Here is a 13,047-nt window from a genome sequence, read left to right on the forward strand (position 1 = left end):
CGCCCCCCCCCCCCCCCCCCCCCCCCCCCCGCGCCGGGGGGCCCCGGCGGGGCCTCGGCCGCCCCCGCCCCCCCCCCGCCCCGCTCCCCACCCCCCCCCCCCCCCCCCCCCCCCGCCCCCCCCCCACTACGGAACGGCGCTGGCCTCACTCATCGCCAAGCGATGATTCCTCACGCGGATCGGCCAGCAGGAAGGAATCATCACCCGCAGCGGAAGTAACCCGCGCGGTGCCGCCGTTGCGCAGTTCCCAGTGCCAACTCTCATAGCGGGTGGTGAGCGTGCCGCGCACATAGCAGGGCCCGAGCAGGAAAAAATCATGTTCCTGGCGCGGGGTGATCAATACGGCATGGCGGAAGAACACACGCAGCTGCTGCGCATCAGGTTTGAATCCATCGCATAGAAGCGCATCGCGCTCGTTGTCGACGCCACTGCCGGTAACCACGATGTTGGACAAAGCGCCCAGCGGGCCGGGGCGGGTTGCGCATGCGCCCAGTAGCAACACTCCCAGCAACAACAGGCTGCGGCCGATCAAGCGCGAAGTGCTCTTCATCAGGATGAAAGAAGGGGAAATTGCTTTCGTCACGGTGATGCACTCCCCTCGGTCTGCAACTGGTAGTGCCCCGGCGCACCCAGCGCCACATTGAACACACGCGGCTCCAGCGAATACGCATGAACCAGATTGAGCTGCAACGCTGCGTCGCTCAGCACGACAGTGCCGCTTCGGTTGGGACACGACCAGAAGCTGTCCGATGCTTCAGCCAAGGGCAGCCTTGCAACCATCGTGAAGGGTTGCCCGGAGGCCGGTACGCTCAGCCATTCAATCCAGACGCGGCAGGACACGTGCTCGAAGCCCACATTCTCCAGGCGCACCCGGTAGACCCCCTGCTGTTGCCCTGACTGCCAATGGCCGGCGGTGACGATGGCCAATGTGGCTGCTTCATCCTGGGTATCCGCCGCCGCAGCCGGTGCAACGGCAAGCAGCAACCACAGCAGCATGGAATGACTATTCATGTCAGGGATCGTCCTTGGGAATCGAATGCGTGCTTCAGGTTGGCGTGTACACGCCCACGAGCCGATGATAGCGAATCACGGACTGGAATCCGGTTGCCAGCGGGTGGTGGCATGGAAGAAGCCATGGCAGCGGTAGTTCGGCCCTTCGCAGGAGATCTGCGCGGTGACCCGTGTTGCGTCCTTGGCGAAGGTATAGCAGGCCACGGAAACTTCTCCGTTCACGCTCAAGATGGGCGCTGCAGATGGGCCGTAACGAAGCGAGAGCGCCTTCTCCAGTTGCTCACGGCAGGGATCAAAGACCAGTTCCGAGCTGAAAACCAGCTGTTCCAGGATGTGGTTTGGCGCTTCCGAACATGCCTGCACCAGTTCCGTCTCCATATCGAATTCCCGGCCCAGCGCGAAACCGTTGAGTAGAGGCATGTGGAGTCGAAGACCTGCAGTTCAAAGAGGGCAGGCCGAGTGTATTGGGCGAGGCCCAACTGCGAAAGCGCGCCAGATGGCAGCATGTAGTGCCGAACCACGCTTGGCAAGGGGCTTTCCAGGCAATCCACCCGTAGTGTGCAGGAGCGGCGTAGGCAACGAAGCCGGTAGAAAGGAACACCATTCGCTACAGCCGACTGATCATCTTCAACCGCACCTGCGCCGAAGCAACATCGTGTCGCTGCGCCGCCGTCGCACACAGATGATCCAGCAGCAGCTGCGGCTGCAACAGCATCGGATCTGCATCCTGCAGATGCACGGCCAGATGCCCCCACCAGAACGGGTGGCCATCCAGATAGACCTCATAGCCAACGATGTAGCGATGCGCATCCATCTCAGGTGCCTACATGCACGCGGTCGCCGACATCGCTGCAGCACAGGTGTTCAAGTGCCAGTTCCATGGCCAGTACATAGCTTTGCGCACAGTAGCCCTGGGCGATGCCAAGACGATGGCCAAGATGCTCCGGCAGGCAGGACTGCGGCGCGCCGCTGGTATCCTCGTGAACTTCCACGTAGGCGTTGCGTAGGCGAGGCAGCAGTCGCTGCAAGCGCTGGCTGTGCACGCAGGCCGCTGGTGCAAGCAGGATCACGTCGTCCTGGTTGTGGTCGGCAGCGCATAGCGCGTCCAACAGCTCCTGCTCGGAATGGCAGTTGCGTTGCGCGACGCTGATGCCGACATCGAGTGCGCGATGCACCAATGCATTCATGACTTGACGTGGCAGCGGCACGGCAGCTTGCAGCAGTGCATCACAGGCATCGGGCCCACGTACGATGAAGATCGCCATGGCTCAGCCACCTTTTCCATTGCTGAGCAGGCGTGTGGCAATGGCCAGCGACAGATGTCGCGCCTCATCGGTACCAGTGCTGCAGACCACCACCGCAGTTGCAGCGTGGTGCGGATGCAGATGGGTCTCCAGCGTATCGGCATCATCGCTGGCGATTTCGATGTACGGTGCCGACAGGGCGTCCAGGGCGTTGCATACGCTGCGGCCGTGCAGCGTCCATTGCGCCGCGTCGGCTGCGCTGTTCTCGATCAGCACCCAGCTCGGCGCATGCTGCCGTGCGTGCTGCAGGCATTGGGCCAAAGCGGGCAATGAGGCGCAGTACAGGCATTGCAGCGGCTGCCCTGCGAGCTGTGCAGGCAGGAAGGATGCATCCGGCATTGGCTTCTGGGTGTGCCGGATCAGTAAAACGCTCATGTAGCACCATGTTCAAGCGCCGTGCGGCGCGGTGGTGCCACGATGCGCTGCAGCCGCGTCAAATCGCGATGGTGGCTGGGCGTGGCGGCGTAAAGTCTGCGTAGCAAGTGCGTGGACCGGGCGCCGGCACCACGGGGAACTTCGGCCGCCTTGGACGGTCAATTCGGCTTGACCCCGGAGTTGGTGATCAGCCATGAATGAGACTGCGTCCCTTGCATCGCCCCATCCCGTGCTGGCCTGGCTGCGACGCGAAGCCTTCCCTTTGGCGGTGATGTTGCTGCTGCTGTTTGCTGCCCGCGACAGCCTGGCCAACCACTACCAGGTGCCCAGTGGCTCGATGCAGCCGACCCTGCAACCGGGTGACCGGGTAGTGGTGGATATGCGTGCGTACGGCCTGCGCGTTCCCTTCACGGATGTACGGCTGTTGGCGGGGCAGGCACCGCAGCGCGGTGACGTGGCGGTGTTCGATTCGCCGGCCGATGGCACGCGCCTGATCAAGCGCGTGGTTGCCGTGGCTGGCGACCGTGTGCAGCTGCACGACGGCTATCTGTCCATCAACGAGCAGCCACTGCGTCAGGACGTGGCGCAGGAGTTGTTCGGCAGCAAGCAGGTGCAGCTGGACCTGCGTGATGGCGGTGGCCCGGACATCAATGGCATCACCATTCCAGCTGGCAAGCTGCTGGTGGTGGGTGATCATCGTGGTAACAGCTTCGATGGCCGTTTCTTTGGTTTGGTGGATGCCGATACGGTGTATGGCAAGGCAGTGGCGGTGTATTGGCGACGCGGTGATGGGCCGGAGTGGCGGCGTTTGTAAGTGGCGATGGCGATGAAGAAACCGGCACGGAGACGTGCCGTTTTTTTTGCCTTTGTTTTTGTTTTTTTTTTTGGGAGCGGCGTAAGCCGCGAAGCTGACGGCGCCGGCAAGCTGCATGGATGCAGTGGCACGTGGATGGGTGGCTGTACCGATATCGGCTTCGCGGCTTACGCCGCTCCTACAAAATCCGGATATTGGTACGACCAATTATCCTTACTAACCCTATGGTCTAATAGGATCTTCGCGAAAACGGCGATTCAATCGCGGTTCGTTGGTCAGACAGATTGAATATTGGTAATACCAATATTCGCGACCGCCGCCACGCCACCTGCGGGTGGGCCGCCTTTCGCCTTTGACGAGAACCTGCATGCAGCCCTGGGAACAACTGTACGACCCCGCTGGCAACCTCTGGCTGTCCAGCCTGATCGCGCTGTTGCCGATCGCTTTCTTCTTCGTTGCCCTGGCCGTGCTGCGCATGAAGGGCTGGCTGGCCGGCACCATCACCGTCGCCATCGCGCTGGCCGTTGCACTGCTGTTCTATCGCATGCCGGTGTCGCAGGCCTTGGGTGCAGCCGGTTTCGGCTTCCTGTACGGGCTGTGGCCGATTGCCTGGATCATCATCGGCGCGGTGTTCCTGTACAAGGTGTCGGTCAAGACTGGCCAGTTCGCGATCATCCGTGCCTCGATCCTGTCGGTGACCGAAGACCAGCGCCTGCAGATGCTGATGGTCGGCTTCGCCTTCGGTGCCTTCCTTGAAGGTGCCGCAGGTTTTGGCGCACCGGTGGCGATCACCGCCGCGTTGCTGGTCGGGCTGGGCTTCAAGCCGCTGTATGCCGCTGGCCTGTGCCTGATCGTCAACACCGCGCCGGTGGCTTTCGGTGCGATGGGCATTCCGATCATCGTCGCCGGTCAGGTCACCGGCCTGGATGCGTTCGAGATCGGGCAGATGGCCGGCCGCCAGCTGCCGTTCCTGACCATCATCGTGCTGTTCTGGATCATGGCCATCATGGATGGCTGGCGCGGCATCAAGGAAACCTGGCCGGCGGTGCTGGTTGCCGGTGGTTCCTTCGCCATCGCGCAGTACCTGACCTCCAATTTCATCGGCCCTGAACTGCCGGATATCACTGCCTCGCTGGCATCGCTGGTGTGCCTGACGCTGTTCCTGCGTCGCTGGCAACCCAAGCGCATCTTCCGCTTTGAAACCGAAGCCAATGCTGACGTTGCCGCGCAGGCATCGGCCGCACCGCGTTACAGTGCCGGCCAGATCGCCAAGGCGTGGTCGCCGTTCCTGATCCTCACCGCGATGGTCACGCTGTGGAGCATCAAGCCGTTCAAGGCCTTGTTCGCCCCCGGTGGCCCGCTGGAGAGCTGGGTGCTGAAGCTGCCGGTACCGGGCCTGGACCAGCTGGTGCAGAAGATGCCGCCGATCGTGAACGCGCCTACCGCTTACGAGGCCGTGTACAAGTTTGATGCCATCTCGGCTACCGGCACCGCGATCATGCTGGCGGCGGTGATCGCCATCATCTACCTGCGCATGCCGGTACGTGCGGCGGTGCGCACCTTTGCTGAGACCGTCAATGAACTGAAGATGCCGATCTATTCCATCGGCATGGTGCTGGCCTTCGCTTTCATCGCCAATTACTCCGGCTTGTCGGCGACATTGGCGCTGGCGCTTGCACATACCGGCAAGGCCTTCACGTTCTTCTCGCCGTTCCTGGGCTGGCTGGGTGTATTCCTGACCGGTTCGGATACCTCGTCCAATGCCTTGTTCTCGGCCTTGCAGGCGACCACCGCGCAGCAGATCGGTGTGTCCGAGGTGTTGCTGGTTGCGGCCAATACCACCGGCGGCGTCACCGGCAAGATGATCTCGCCGCAGTCCATCGCCATCGCCTGTGCGGCGGTGGGCCTGGCCGGCAAGGAATCTGACCTGTTCCGCTTCACCGTCAAGCACAGCCTGATCTTCACGGTAATGGTCGGCCTGATCACCACCGCGCAGGCCTATTGGCTGACCTGGATGATTCCCTGAGCCATGGCCGCGCGCATCCGCCAACGCAGTGCAGCTTCGGGCCACAATGTCGGCATGAGTACGCAACGTATTTCCGACAAGGTGGCCGCGCAGCTGCGCGTGCTGGTGGACGAACAACAACTGCAGCCGGGTGACCGGCTGCCTTCCGAGCGCGCACTGGCGGTGCAGCTCGGGGTCTCGCGCACGGCGCTGCGTGAGGCGATTGCCCAGCTTGGCAGCCAGGGCCTGCTGGTGGCGCGGGTCGGCGGCGGCACCTATGTGGCTGAGCCGGCTGCACGTGCGCGGCAGGCCTTGGATGAACCGCTGGTGCCGTATCTGCCGCTGTTCCAGGGTGATCCGGAATACCGTTTCGACGTGCTGGAAATCCGCCATGCGCTGGAAGGCGCAACCGCGTGGCATGCGGCGTTGCGGGCTACCGATGACGACCGCGCACGCATCGCGCAGGCTTTCCAGACCATGATGGACGCGCATGGCAAGGATGATCCGGCCGGCGAAGCGCGCGCCGATGCCGCCTTCCATCTGTCCATCGCCGAGGCCTCGCACAATCTGGTGCTGCTGCAGGTGATGCGCGGCCTGTTCGAGCTACTACAGACCAATATTTCGCAGAGCCGCGAGAAGCTCTACACCGCATCGACAACGTTTTCCCCTCTGTCTGACCAGCACCGCGAAATGATGGACGCGGTACTGGCCGGCGACCCCGAGCGTGCGCGTGCCGCAGCGCATACCCATCTTGAGTTCGTGCACACGACCCTGCGCACGCTCGATGAAGACGAAGCGCGGCGTGCCCGCGCTTCGCGGCTTCCTTCTCCCCACGGTTGACCCATGATCATCTCCGCCTCCACCGATTACCGTGCGGCCGCGCAGCGTCGTCTGCCGCCGTTCCTGTTCCACTACATCGATGGCGGCGCGTATGCCGAACACACGCTCAAACGTAATGTTTCCGATCTGTCCGACATCGCGCTGCGCCAGCGCATCCTGCGCGACATGTCCGAGCTCAGCCTGGAAACCGAGTTGTTCGGCGAAAAACTGGCAATGCCGGTTGCGCTGGCACCGGTCGGCCTGACCGGCATGTATGCGCGCCGCGGTGAAGTGCAGGCGGCGCGTGCGGCGGACAGCCGCGGCGTTCCGTTCACGCTGTCGACGGTGTCGGTGTGCCCGATCGAGGAAGTGGCACCGGCGATCAAGCGACCGATGTGGTTCCAGCTGTACGTGCTGCGCGACCGCGGTTTCATGCGCAACGCATTGGAGCGCGCGCAGGCCGCCGGCGTCACCACGCTGGTGTTCACCGTCGACATGCCGGTGCCGGGCGCGCGCTACCGCGATGCGCACTCGGGCATGAGTGGCCCGAATGCCGGCATGCGCCGCATCGGCCAGGCGATGACCCATCCGCGTTGGGCCTGGGACGTTGGCCTGTTCGGCCGTCCGCATGACCTGGGCAACATCTCCGCCTATCGCGGCAGCCCGACAGGGTTGGAGGATTACATCGGTTGGCTGGGCAACAACTTCGACCCGTCGATCTCGTGGAAGGACCTGGAATGGATCCGCGAGTTCTGGAAAGGCCCGATGGTGATCAAGGGCATTCTCGATCCGGATGATGCACGCGATGCGGTGCGTTTTGGCGCCGATGGCATCGTGGTTTCCAATCACGGCGGCCGCCAGCTGGATGGCGTGCTGTCCACCGCACGTGCCTTGCCGGCGATTGCAGACGCGGTGCAGGGCGATCTGAAGATCCTCGCCGACTCGGGCATCCGTACCGGTCTGGATGTGGTGCGCATGCTTGCACTCGGCGCGGACAGCGTGCTGCTCGGCCGTGCCTTCGTCTACGCGCTTGCCGCACAGGGCGAGGCTGGGGTGGCCAACCTGCTGGACCTGATCGCCAAGGAAATGCGCGTGGCGATGACGCTGACCGGCGCACGTAGCATTGCCGATATCAGCCGCGACTCGCTGGTCAACCTGGCATGAGTGCGAACGAGGCACTGCTGGCGCAGTTGCGCGCTGCCGTTGGTGACGCCCATGTATTGACTGGCGACAAGGCAACCCGGCGCTTCCGCAAGGGCTACCGCTTTGGCGATGGCGCTGTGCTGGCGGTGGTGCGGCCGGGGAGCCTGCTGGAGATGTGGCGCGCCTTGCAGGCAGCGGTGCAGGGCGGGGCGGCGATCATCCTGCAGGCGGCCAATACCGGTTTGACCGGTGGCTCGACGCCGGATGGCAACGACTATGGTCGGCCGATCGTGCTGATCAGCACGCTGCGGCTGACCGGCGTGCAACTGCTCGATGAAGGGCGGCAGGTGCTGTGCCTGCCCGGTGCCACCTTGGATCGACTCGAACAAACCCTGGCGCCATTGGGGCGTGAGCCGCATTCGGTGATTGGTTCCTCGTGCATCGGTGCCTCGGTGCTGGGCGGTGTCTGCAACAACTCCGGTGGCTCGCTGGTGCGGCGTGGTCCGGCCTACACCGAAATGGCGCTGTACGCGCAGGTGGATGGCGAAGGCCACCTGCAGCTGGTTAACCATCTTGGCATCGCCCTCGGCGATACGCCGGAGGAAATCCTGCAGTGCCTGCAGGCCGGCGACTACCAGCCCGCCGATGTGCGCGTTGATGGCGAGCGCGCCGGTTCCGATCCGCGCTATGCCGAGCAGGTGCGGCAGGTGGACGCGGCAACGCCCGCGCGTTTCAACGCCGATCCCAGCCGTCATTACGAAGCCGCGGGTTCGGCCGGCAAACTGGCCGTATTCGCGGTGCGCCTGGACACCTTCGCCAAGGAAGCGGCCGAGGTGTTCTATATCGGCAGCAACAGCACCGAAAGCCTTACCGCGATCCGCCGCCAGCTGTTGACCGGCTTCGAGCGCCTGCCGATTTCCGGTGAGTACATCCATCGCGTCGCCTATGACATCGGTGAGCGCTACGGCAAGGACACCTTCCTGCTGATCGACAAGCTGGGCACGGCACGGGTACCGGCGGCATTCGCCTTGAAGAGCCGGGTTGATGGCTGGTTCGAGCGGCTGGGCCTGCGTGGCGTCACCGATCACGCGATGCAGCTGCTGACCGGGCTGTTGCCTTCGCACCTGCCCAAGCGCATGGGCGAGTTCCGCCAGCGTTATGAGCACCATTTGCTGGTCAAGGTTTCCGCACAGGATGCGGCAGCGACCGAGCAGTGGTTGCGCGGCTTCTTCGCCGGGCATGAAGGCGACTACTTCCATTGCACGCCGGATGAAGGTCGCAAGGCCTTCCTGCACAGGTTCGCAGTGGCTGGCGCGGCGGTGCGCTATCGCGAAGTGCATCGTGCGCAGGTACAGGACATCGTCGCACTGGATATCGCCCTGCGCCGCGACGACCGCGCGTGGTTCGAGCAGTTGCCGGCCGAGTTGGATGCGCGCTTGCTGCACAAACTCTATTACGGTCACTTCCTGTGCCATGTATTCCACCAGGACTACATCGCCCGCAAGGGTGAAGACCCGATGGCGATCGAACACGCCATGTGGAAGCTGCTGGACGAACGCGGTGCCGAGTACCCGGCCGAGCACAACGTCGGTCACCTGTATCCGGCCAAGCCGGCGCTGGCGCAGTTCTACCAGCAGCTGGACCCGAGCAATACTTTCAACCCGGGCATTGGCCAGACCAGCAAGCAGCCGGGCTGGAAGGGCTGCGATTGCAGCGGGCATTGAGGCGCTTGCGTTTGTAGGAGCGGCGTAAGCCGCGAAGCCGGTGCCGGTCGGGATAGCCAGCTTCGCGGCTTATGCCGCTCCTACAGTCGCCTCAATCAATATTTTGCAGATATCAATCCGTACACAGCAGGTTATGGATCGACTCGATCCGCAGGTTCAAGCTTCCCGCATCTCCGATAAACCGGCCTGCCGCTACAGGCCAGGAAACAATGCAATCCGGACCCGGCAACACGCCAGCCTGCAACGAATCGCTGGCCCCGATCATCGCGTCGAGCATGGCAGCCGAACATCCCCACATCCGCCAGGGCACACCTGAGTTCCGGCGCGCGGTGCTGGCCTTGTTCATGGCCGGCTTCGCTACTTTTGGCGTGCTGTACTGCGTGCAGCCGCTGCTGCCGGGCTTCAGCAGCCACTTCGGCATAAGTGCTGGCAACAGCGCCTTGGCCTTGTCGGCGAGCACCGGCGTGTTGGCGGTTGCGATGCTGGTGGCGGGCATGGTTTCCGACCGCATCGGCAGGCGCCCGGTGATGGTGGCGTCGCTGCTCACTTCTGCGTTGCTCACCCTGGCTACCGCACTGACCGATGACTGGAACACCCTGCTGCTGCTGCGCACCCTGCTTGGCCTGAGCCTGAGCGGCGTGCCGGCCGTGGCCATGACCTGGCTGGTCGAGGAAATGGACAGCCGCTCGCTGGGTTTGGCGATGGGCCTGTATATCGGCGGCAACGCGGTGGGTGGCATGAGCGGGCGCTTGATTGCCGGTGTGGTGGCCGACCATTGGGGTTGGCGCGCAGGTATCGCCGCGGTTGGCGTGATTGCGTTGTTGGCGAGCGTGGCGCTGTGGACACAGCTGCCGGCATCGCGCCACTTCCGCGCCAAGCGTGCCGAGCCGATGCAGCTGCCGGCGCGCTTTGCCGGGCTGTTCCGCGATGCAGCGTTGCCGTGGTTGTTTGCCTGCGGCTTCCTGCTGCTGGGCGTGTTCGTGACCTTGTACAACTTCCTTGGCTATCACCTGCTGGCGCCGCCGTATGGCTTGAGCCAGACCGTGGTCGGACTGATCTTCACCGTGTATCTGGTGGGCAGCGTCAGTTCGGCGTGGATGGGGCAGCTTGCCAATCGCCTGGGACGAGGACCGGTGCTGGCCCTTTCATTCGGCTTGGTGCTGGTGGGCATCGTGCTGCTGGCGATGCCGTGGTTGCCTGCGATGGCCATGGGTATCGCGCTGGCGACGTTCGGGTTCTTTGGTGGCCATTCGGTGGCCAGCAGCTGGGTGGGTGTGCGCGCAGGTGCACTGCGTGCTGAAGCGTCGGCCTTGTATCTGTTTTCATACTACCTGGGCTCCAGCGTATTGGGCGCCGTGGGTGGTGTGTTCTATACGCACTGGGGTTGGGCCGGTGTCTGCGTTTTCTGCTTGATGCTGACGTTGGCGGGTGTCGGTGCGGCCTGGCGTTTGTGGCGTCGGCTGGAAGGGGAGGCTGGTTTGGTTTTGGTTGAGGCGAAGGGCTGAGAGCTAGCAGCTAGAAGCAAAAAGCACCCCTCCCCAACCCTCCCCTTGCCTGCGGCAAAGGGAGGGAGCCGAGCTTCGCCCCCTCCCTTGCGCGTAGCGCAGGGGAGGGTTGGGGAGGGGTGTTTGTGCTGTTGCTCTTTGCTCCGGCTTTCTTCAGCCCGCCACTTCCCGCTTCAACAACGCAATGAACTGCCGCAACAACGGCGTCACCGCTTCACGCCGCCATGCCAACTGGATCTCGGATGCCGCGCCTCGATCGGCCAGTTCCACAAAGCACGCGCCCTCCACCTGGATGTGGCTGCATGAGGCCGGCAGTACGCATACGCCAAGCCCGGCAGCGACCAGACTGATCAAGGTCGATGACTCACCGGCTTCCTGCACGATGCGCGGGCTGAAGCCGGCATTGCGGCACAGGGTGATCACATGGTCGTGGATGCCTGCACCCGAATCGCGTGAGAAGCCGACAAACGGGTCGAGTGCGAATTGCTTCAACGACAAACGTACCGTTGCCGGGTCCTTGCCGCGCAGCGCCGGGTGGCTTGCATGCACGACCAGTGCCAAGGGATCGTCGAACAGGTGCTGTGCAACCAGTTCGTCCGGCAGCACGCGCTTGCGGATGATGCCCACGTCCAATTCGTCGGCAAGCAGGGCATCGATCTGGCGCAGGCTGTTCATTTCGCGCAGCTGCATCTGCACCTGTGGGTGCTGCTGCCGGTAAGCGTAGATCGCGCGCGGGATCTGCGGTGACAGCGGTGTCGCACGGGTCAGGCCGATGCGCAGCTCGCCGCTTTCGCCGCGTTGTGCGCGCTGCACACTGTCGACTGCCTTGTCCATGCGCTGCAGGATGTCGCGGGCTTGTTCCAGCAGTACTTCGCCTGCGGGCGTGAGCTGCACGCGGCGGTGGCTGCGCACGAACAACTGTGCATCAAGCAGGGTTTCCAGTTGCCGGATCTGTTGGCTGAGCGGCGGTTGCGACATGCCCAGGCGCTCGGCGGCACGGCCGAAGTGCAAGGTATCGGCGACGGCCAGGAAATAGCGCAGGTGGCGGAGTTCCAGGGACATTGGAGCAGTCTAGGCTGCGAAGGCATTGGCGACCAACTATGCACGCGTCATCCCCGCGCAGGCGGGGATCGCTCTTTGCTGGCTGTGTGAGACCAGGGCAAGGGCAGAGGCAAGAACAGAGGCAACAGCGATGACCCAACATACGTTGGTTGAGAGCCCCGCCTGCACGGGAATGACGGCATCAAAGCCAAAAGCCAAAAGCCAAAAGCCAAAGAACCTACCGCTCCGAATGCCCGGTATCGTCGTACTGCCGCGGTGCAAACAGATCCGGCTGGATCAACTCCACAAACGCCCTGGCCTGCGGCGACAACACCTTGCCTCGCCGCACCACCACGCCGTAGCTGCGCGAGGGGAAGTAATCGCTCATCGCCCGCGTCGCCAGCTTGTCGCGGTCGCTGTCGTTCAGGCACAGGGCAGTGACGATGCTGATGCCCATGCCCATTGCCACGTACTGCTTGATCACCTCCCAGCCGCCCACTTCCAGCGCCACCGTGTAGGGCACGCGGTGCTGCTGGAACACCAGGTCGACCAGTCGCCAGGTGATCTGCCGGCGCGGCGGCAGGATCAGCGGCCACGGCGACAGGTCTTCCAGCGTCAGGTTCTTTTTCTTCGCCAGCGGGTGGTCGGGCGGGGTGATCAGCACCTGCTCGAAACGGTAGACCGGGGCGTAGCTGAGGTCGGCCGGCACATCCATCATCGAGCCGATGGCCAGGTCGGCGGCGTCGCTGCGCAGCAGGTCGGTGCCGTCGGCACTGATCGCGTTGTGCAGGGTCAGGCGCACATCCGGGTGCTGCTGACGAAAGTTTTCGACGATCTTCGGCAAGAGATACAGGATGGTCGAAGAATTTGCGGCGATATTCAGCTCGCCCGCATCCAACCCGCTGACCTTCTCGCGGAAACGCGGCAGCAGCCCGTCCAGGCTTTCCACCAGCGGCTGCGCCATGTCGTACAGCAGCTGGCCCTCGCGGGTAGGCACGAGCCGACGCCCGCTGCGCTCGAACAGCACGACTCCCAACTCCCGTTCCAGCGCCTGCAGTTGCAGGCTCACCGCCGGTTGGCTGACAAAAAGCGCTTCCGAAGCACGCGAAACCGAGCCCAGGCGCACCGTCTGCAGGAACGCCCGCAGCGGCTTGAGCCGATCAGACTTGTAGGAAAAACGCGGGGTTACGGGTGGCTTGGTGGGCATCTTGAAGCCAGTATTAGCACAACTTATAGATAACATTGCAAAAACTGTTTTGTTAAATACCTCCCTGCGACGGCACGTTGGAGTCCCCGACATACGCAG

General features: G+C 63.6%; 14 protein-coding genes. 6 read left to right on the plus strand and 8 right to left on the minus strand.

Going from position 1 to position 13,047, the window contains the following annotated elements:
* Positions 1 to 145: 145 nt before the first annotated feature.
* The 6 genes from ACVOLI_RS12030 to ACVOLI_RS12055 all read right to left on the minus strand — a co-directional run bounded on the left by ACVOLI_RS12030 (position 146) and on the right by ACVOLI_RS12055 (position 2,690).
* Positions 146 to 583 (minus strand): hypothetical protein, encoded by a 438-nt coding sequence (locus ACVOLI_RS12030; protein ID WP_481614588.1) that lies wholly within the window; start codon positions 581 to 583, stop codon positions 146 to 148.
* Entirely contained in the window at positions 580 to 1,011 is a 432-nt protein-coding gene (locus ACVOLI_RS12035) for a hypothetical protein (RefSeq protein WP_481614589.1), read from the minus strand. Before ACVOLI_RS12035 ends, ACVOLI_RS12030 begins: the two co-directional genes overlap by 4 nt.
* 75 nt (positions 1,012 to 1,086) lie before the next feature.
* The gene (locus ACVOLI_RS12040; RefSeq protein ID WP_481614590.1) at positions 1,087 to 1,389 is read right to left on the minus strand and encodes a hypothetical protein; all 303 of its coding nucleotides are present in this window, start codon (positions 1,387 to 1,389) and stop codon (positions 1,087 to 1,089) included.
* A 229-nt stretch (positions 1,390 to 1,618) separates the two neighbouring features.
* On the minus strand, positions 1,619 to 1,825 hold the full coding sequence (locus ACVOLI_RS12045) for a hypothetical protein (protein ID WP_481614591.1): 207 nt from the start codon (positions 1,823 to 1,825) through the stop codon (positions 1,619 to 1,621).
* Position 1,826: 1 nt separating this feature from the next.
* Complete coding sequence (locus ACVOLI_RS12050) at positions 1,827 to 2,276, minus strand: 3-dehydroquinate dehydratase (RefSeq protein WP_481614592.1); 450 nt, start codon at positions 2,274 to 2,276, stop codon at positions 1,827 to 1,829.
* Between the two features lie 3 nt (positions 2,277 to 2,279).
* Positions 2,280 to 2,690, minus strand: a complete 411-nt coding sequence (locus tag ACVOLI_RS12055; RefSeq protein WP_481614593.1) for a hypothetical protein — start codon at positions 2,688 to 2,690, stop codon at positions 2,280 to 2,282.
* Between the two features lie 193 nt (positions 2,691 to 2,883).
* On the opposite strand from ACVOLI_RS12055, the gene lepB reads away from it, so the two are divergent.
* The 6 genes from lepB to ACVOLI_RS12085 all read left to right on the plus strand — a co-directional run bounded on the left by lepB (position 2,884) and on the right by ACVOLI_RS12085 (position 10,700).
* The gene (lepB, locus tag ACVOLI_RS12060) at positions 2,884 to 3,504 is read left to right on the plus strand and encodes a signal peptidase I (protein WP_481614594.1); all 621 of its coding nucleotides are present in this window, start codon (positions 2,884 to 2,886) and stop codon (positions 3,502 to 3,504) included.
* 367 nt (positions 3,505 to 3,871) lie between these two features.
* Entirely contained in the window at positions 3,872 to 5,530 is a 1,659-nt protein-coding gene (gene lldP, locus ACVOLI_RS12065) for an L-lactate permease (protein ID WP_481614595.1), read from the plus strand.
* A 54-nt stretch (positions 5,531 to 5,584) separates the two neighbouring features.
* On the plus strand, positions 5,585 to 6,349 hold the full coding sequence (gene lldR / locus ACVOLI_RS12070; protein WP_296247498.1) for a transcriptional regulator LldR: 765 nt from the start codon (positions 5,585 to 5,587) through the stop codon (positions 6,347 to 6,349).
* A 3-nt stretch (positions 6,350 to 6,352) separates the two neighbouring features.
* Positions 6,353 to 7,492, plus strand: coding sequence for an FMN-dependent L-lactate dehydrogenase LldD (gene lldD, locus ACVOLI_RS12075; protein ID WP_481614596.1), 1,140 nt, complete (start codon positions 6,353 to 6,355; stop codon positions 7,490 to 7,492).
* Positions 7,489 to 9,195, plus strand: coding sequence for a D-lactate dehydrogenase (gene dld / locus ACVOLI_RS12080; RefSeq protein ID WP_481614597.1), 1,707 nt, complete (start codon positions 7,489 to 7,491; stop codon positions 9,193 to 9,195). Before lldD ends, dld begins: the two co-directional genes overlap by 4 nt.
* A 275-nt stretch (positions 9,196 to 9,470) precedes the next feature.
* Positions 9,471 to 10,700 (plus strand): MFS transporter, encoded by a 1,230-nt coding sequence (locus tag ACVOLI_RS12085; RefSeq protein WP_481614611.1) that lies wholly within the window; start codon positions 9,471 to 9,473, stop codon positions 10,698 to 10,700.
* Between the two features lie 153 nt (positions 10,701 to 10,853).
* On the opposite strand, the gene ACVOLI_RS12090 is transcribed toward ACVOLI_RS12085, so the two are convergent.
* Positions 10,854 to 11,762 carry a LysR family transcriptional regulator gene (locus tag ACVOLI_RS12090; protein WP_481614598.1) on the minus strand — a complete coding sequence of 303 codons (909 nt, stop codon included), beginning with the start codon at positions 11,760 to 11,762 and terminating at the stop codon, positions 10,854 to 10,856.
* Between the two features lie 217 nt (positions 11,763 to 11,979).
* Positions 11,980 to 12,948: a LysR family transcriptional regulator gene (locus tag ACVOLI_RS12095; RefSeq protein WP_481509572.1), complete on the minus strand. Its 969-nt coding sequence runs from the start codon at positions 12,946 to 12,948 to the stop codon at positions 11,980 to 11,982.
* Positions 12,949 to 13,047: the final 99 nt, after the last annotated feature.

The organism is Stenotrophomonas sp. STEN029 (assembly GCF_056760015.1).

Coding starts and splice junctions, on each gene's coding strand:
- ACVOLI_RS12035 (WP_481614589.1), bottom strand. CDS start 1,011: ATGAATAGTCATTCCATGCTGCTGTGGTTGCTGCTTGCCGTTGCACCG.
- ACVOLI_RS12040 (WP_481614590.1), bottom strand. CDS start 1,389: ATGGAGACGGAACTGGTGCAGGCATGTTCGGAAGCGCCAAACCACATC.
- ACVOLI_RS12045 (WP_481614591.1), bottom strand. CDS start 1,825: ATGGATGCGCATCGCTACATCGTTGGCTATGAGGTCTATCTGGATGGC.
- ACVOLI_RS12050 (WP_481614592.1), bottom strand. CDS start 2,276: ATGGCGATCTTCATCGTACGTGGGCCCGATGCCTGTGATGCACTGCTG.
- ACVOLI_RS12055 (WP_481614593.1), bottom strand. CDS start 2,690: ATGAGCGTTTTACTGATCCGGCACACCCAGAAGCCAATGCCGGATGCA.
- lepB (WP_481614594.1), top strand. CDS start 2,884: ATGAATGAGACTGCGTCCCTTGCATCGCCCCATCCCGTGCTGGCCTGG.
- lldP (WP_481614595.1), top strand. CDS start 3,872: ATGCAGCCCTGGGAACAACTGTACGACCCCGCTGGCAACCTCTGGCTG.
- lldR (WP_296247498.1), top strand. CDS start 5,585: ATGAGTACGCAACGTATTTCCGACAAGGTGGCCGCGCAGCTGCGCGTG.
- lldD (WP_481614596.1), top strand. CDS start 6,353: ATGATCATCTCCGCCTCCACCGATTACCGTGCGGCCGCGCAGCGTCGT.
- dld (WP_481614597.1), top strand. CDS start 7,489: ATGAGTGCGAACGAGGCACTGCTGGCGCAGTTGCGCGCTGCCGTTGGT.
- ACVOLI_RS12085 (WP_481614611.1), top strand. CDS start 9,471: ATGGCAGCCGAACATCCCCACATCCGCCAGGGCACACCTGAGTTCCGG.
- ACVOLI_RS12090 (WP_481614598.1), bottom strand. CDS start 11,762: ATGTCCCTGGAACTCCGCCACCTGCGCTATTTCCTGGCCGTCGCCGAT.
- ACVOLI_RS12095 (WP_481509572.1), bottom strand. CDS start 12,948: ATGCCCACCAAGCCACCCGTAACCCCGCGTTTTTCCTACAAGTCTGAT.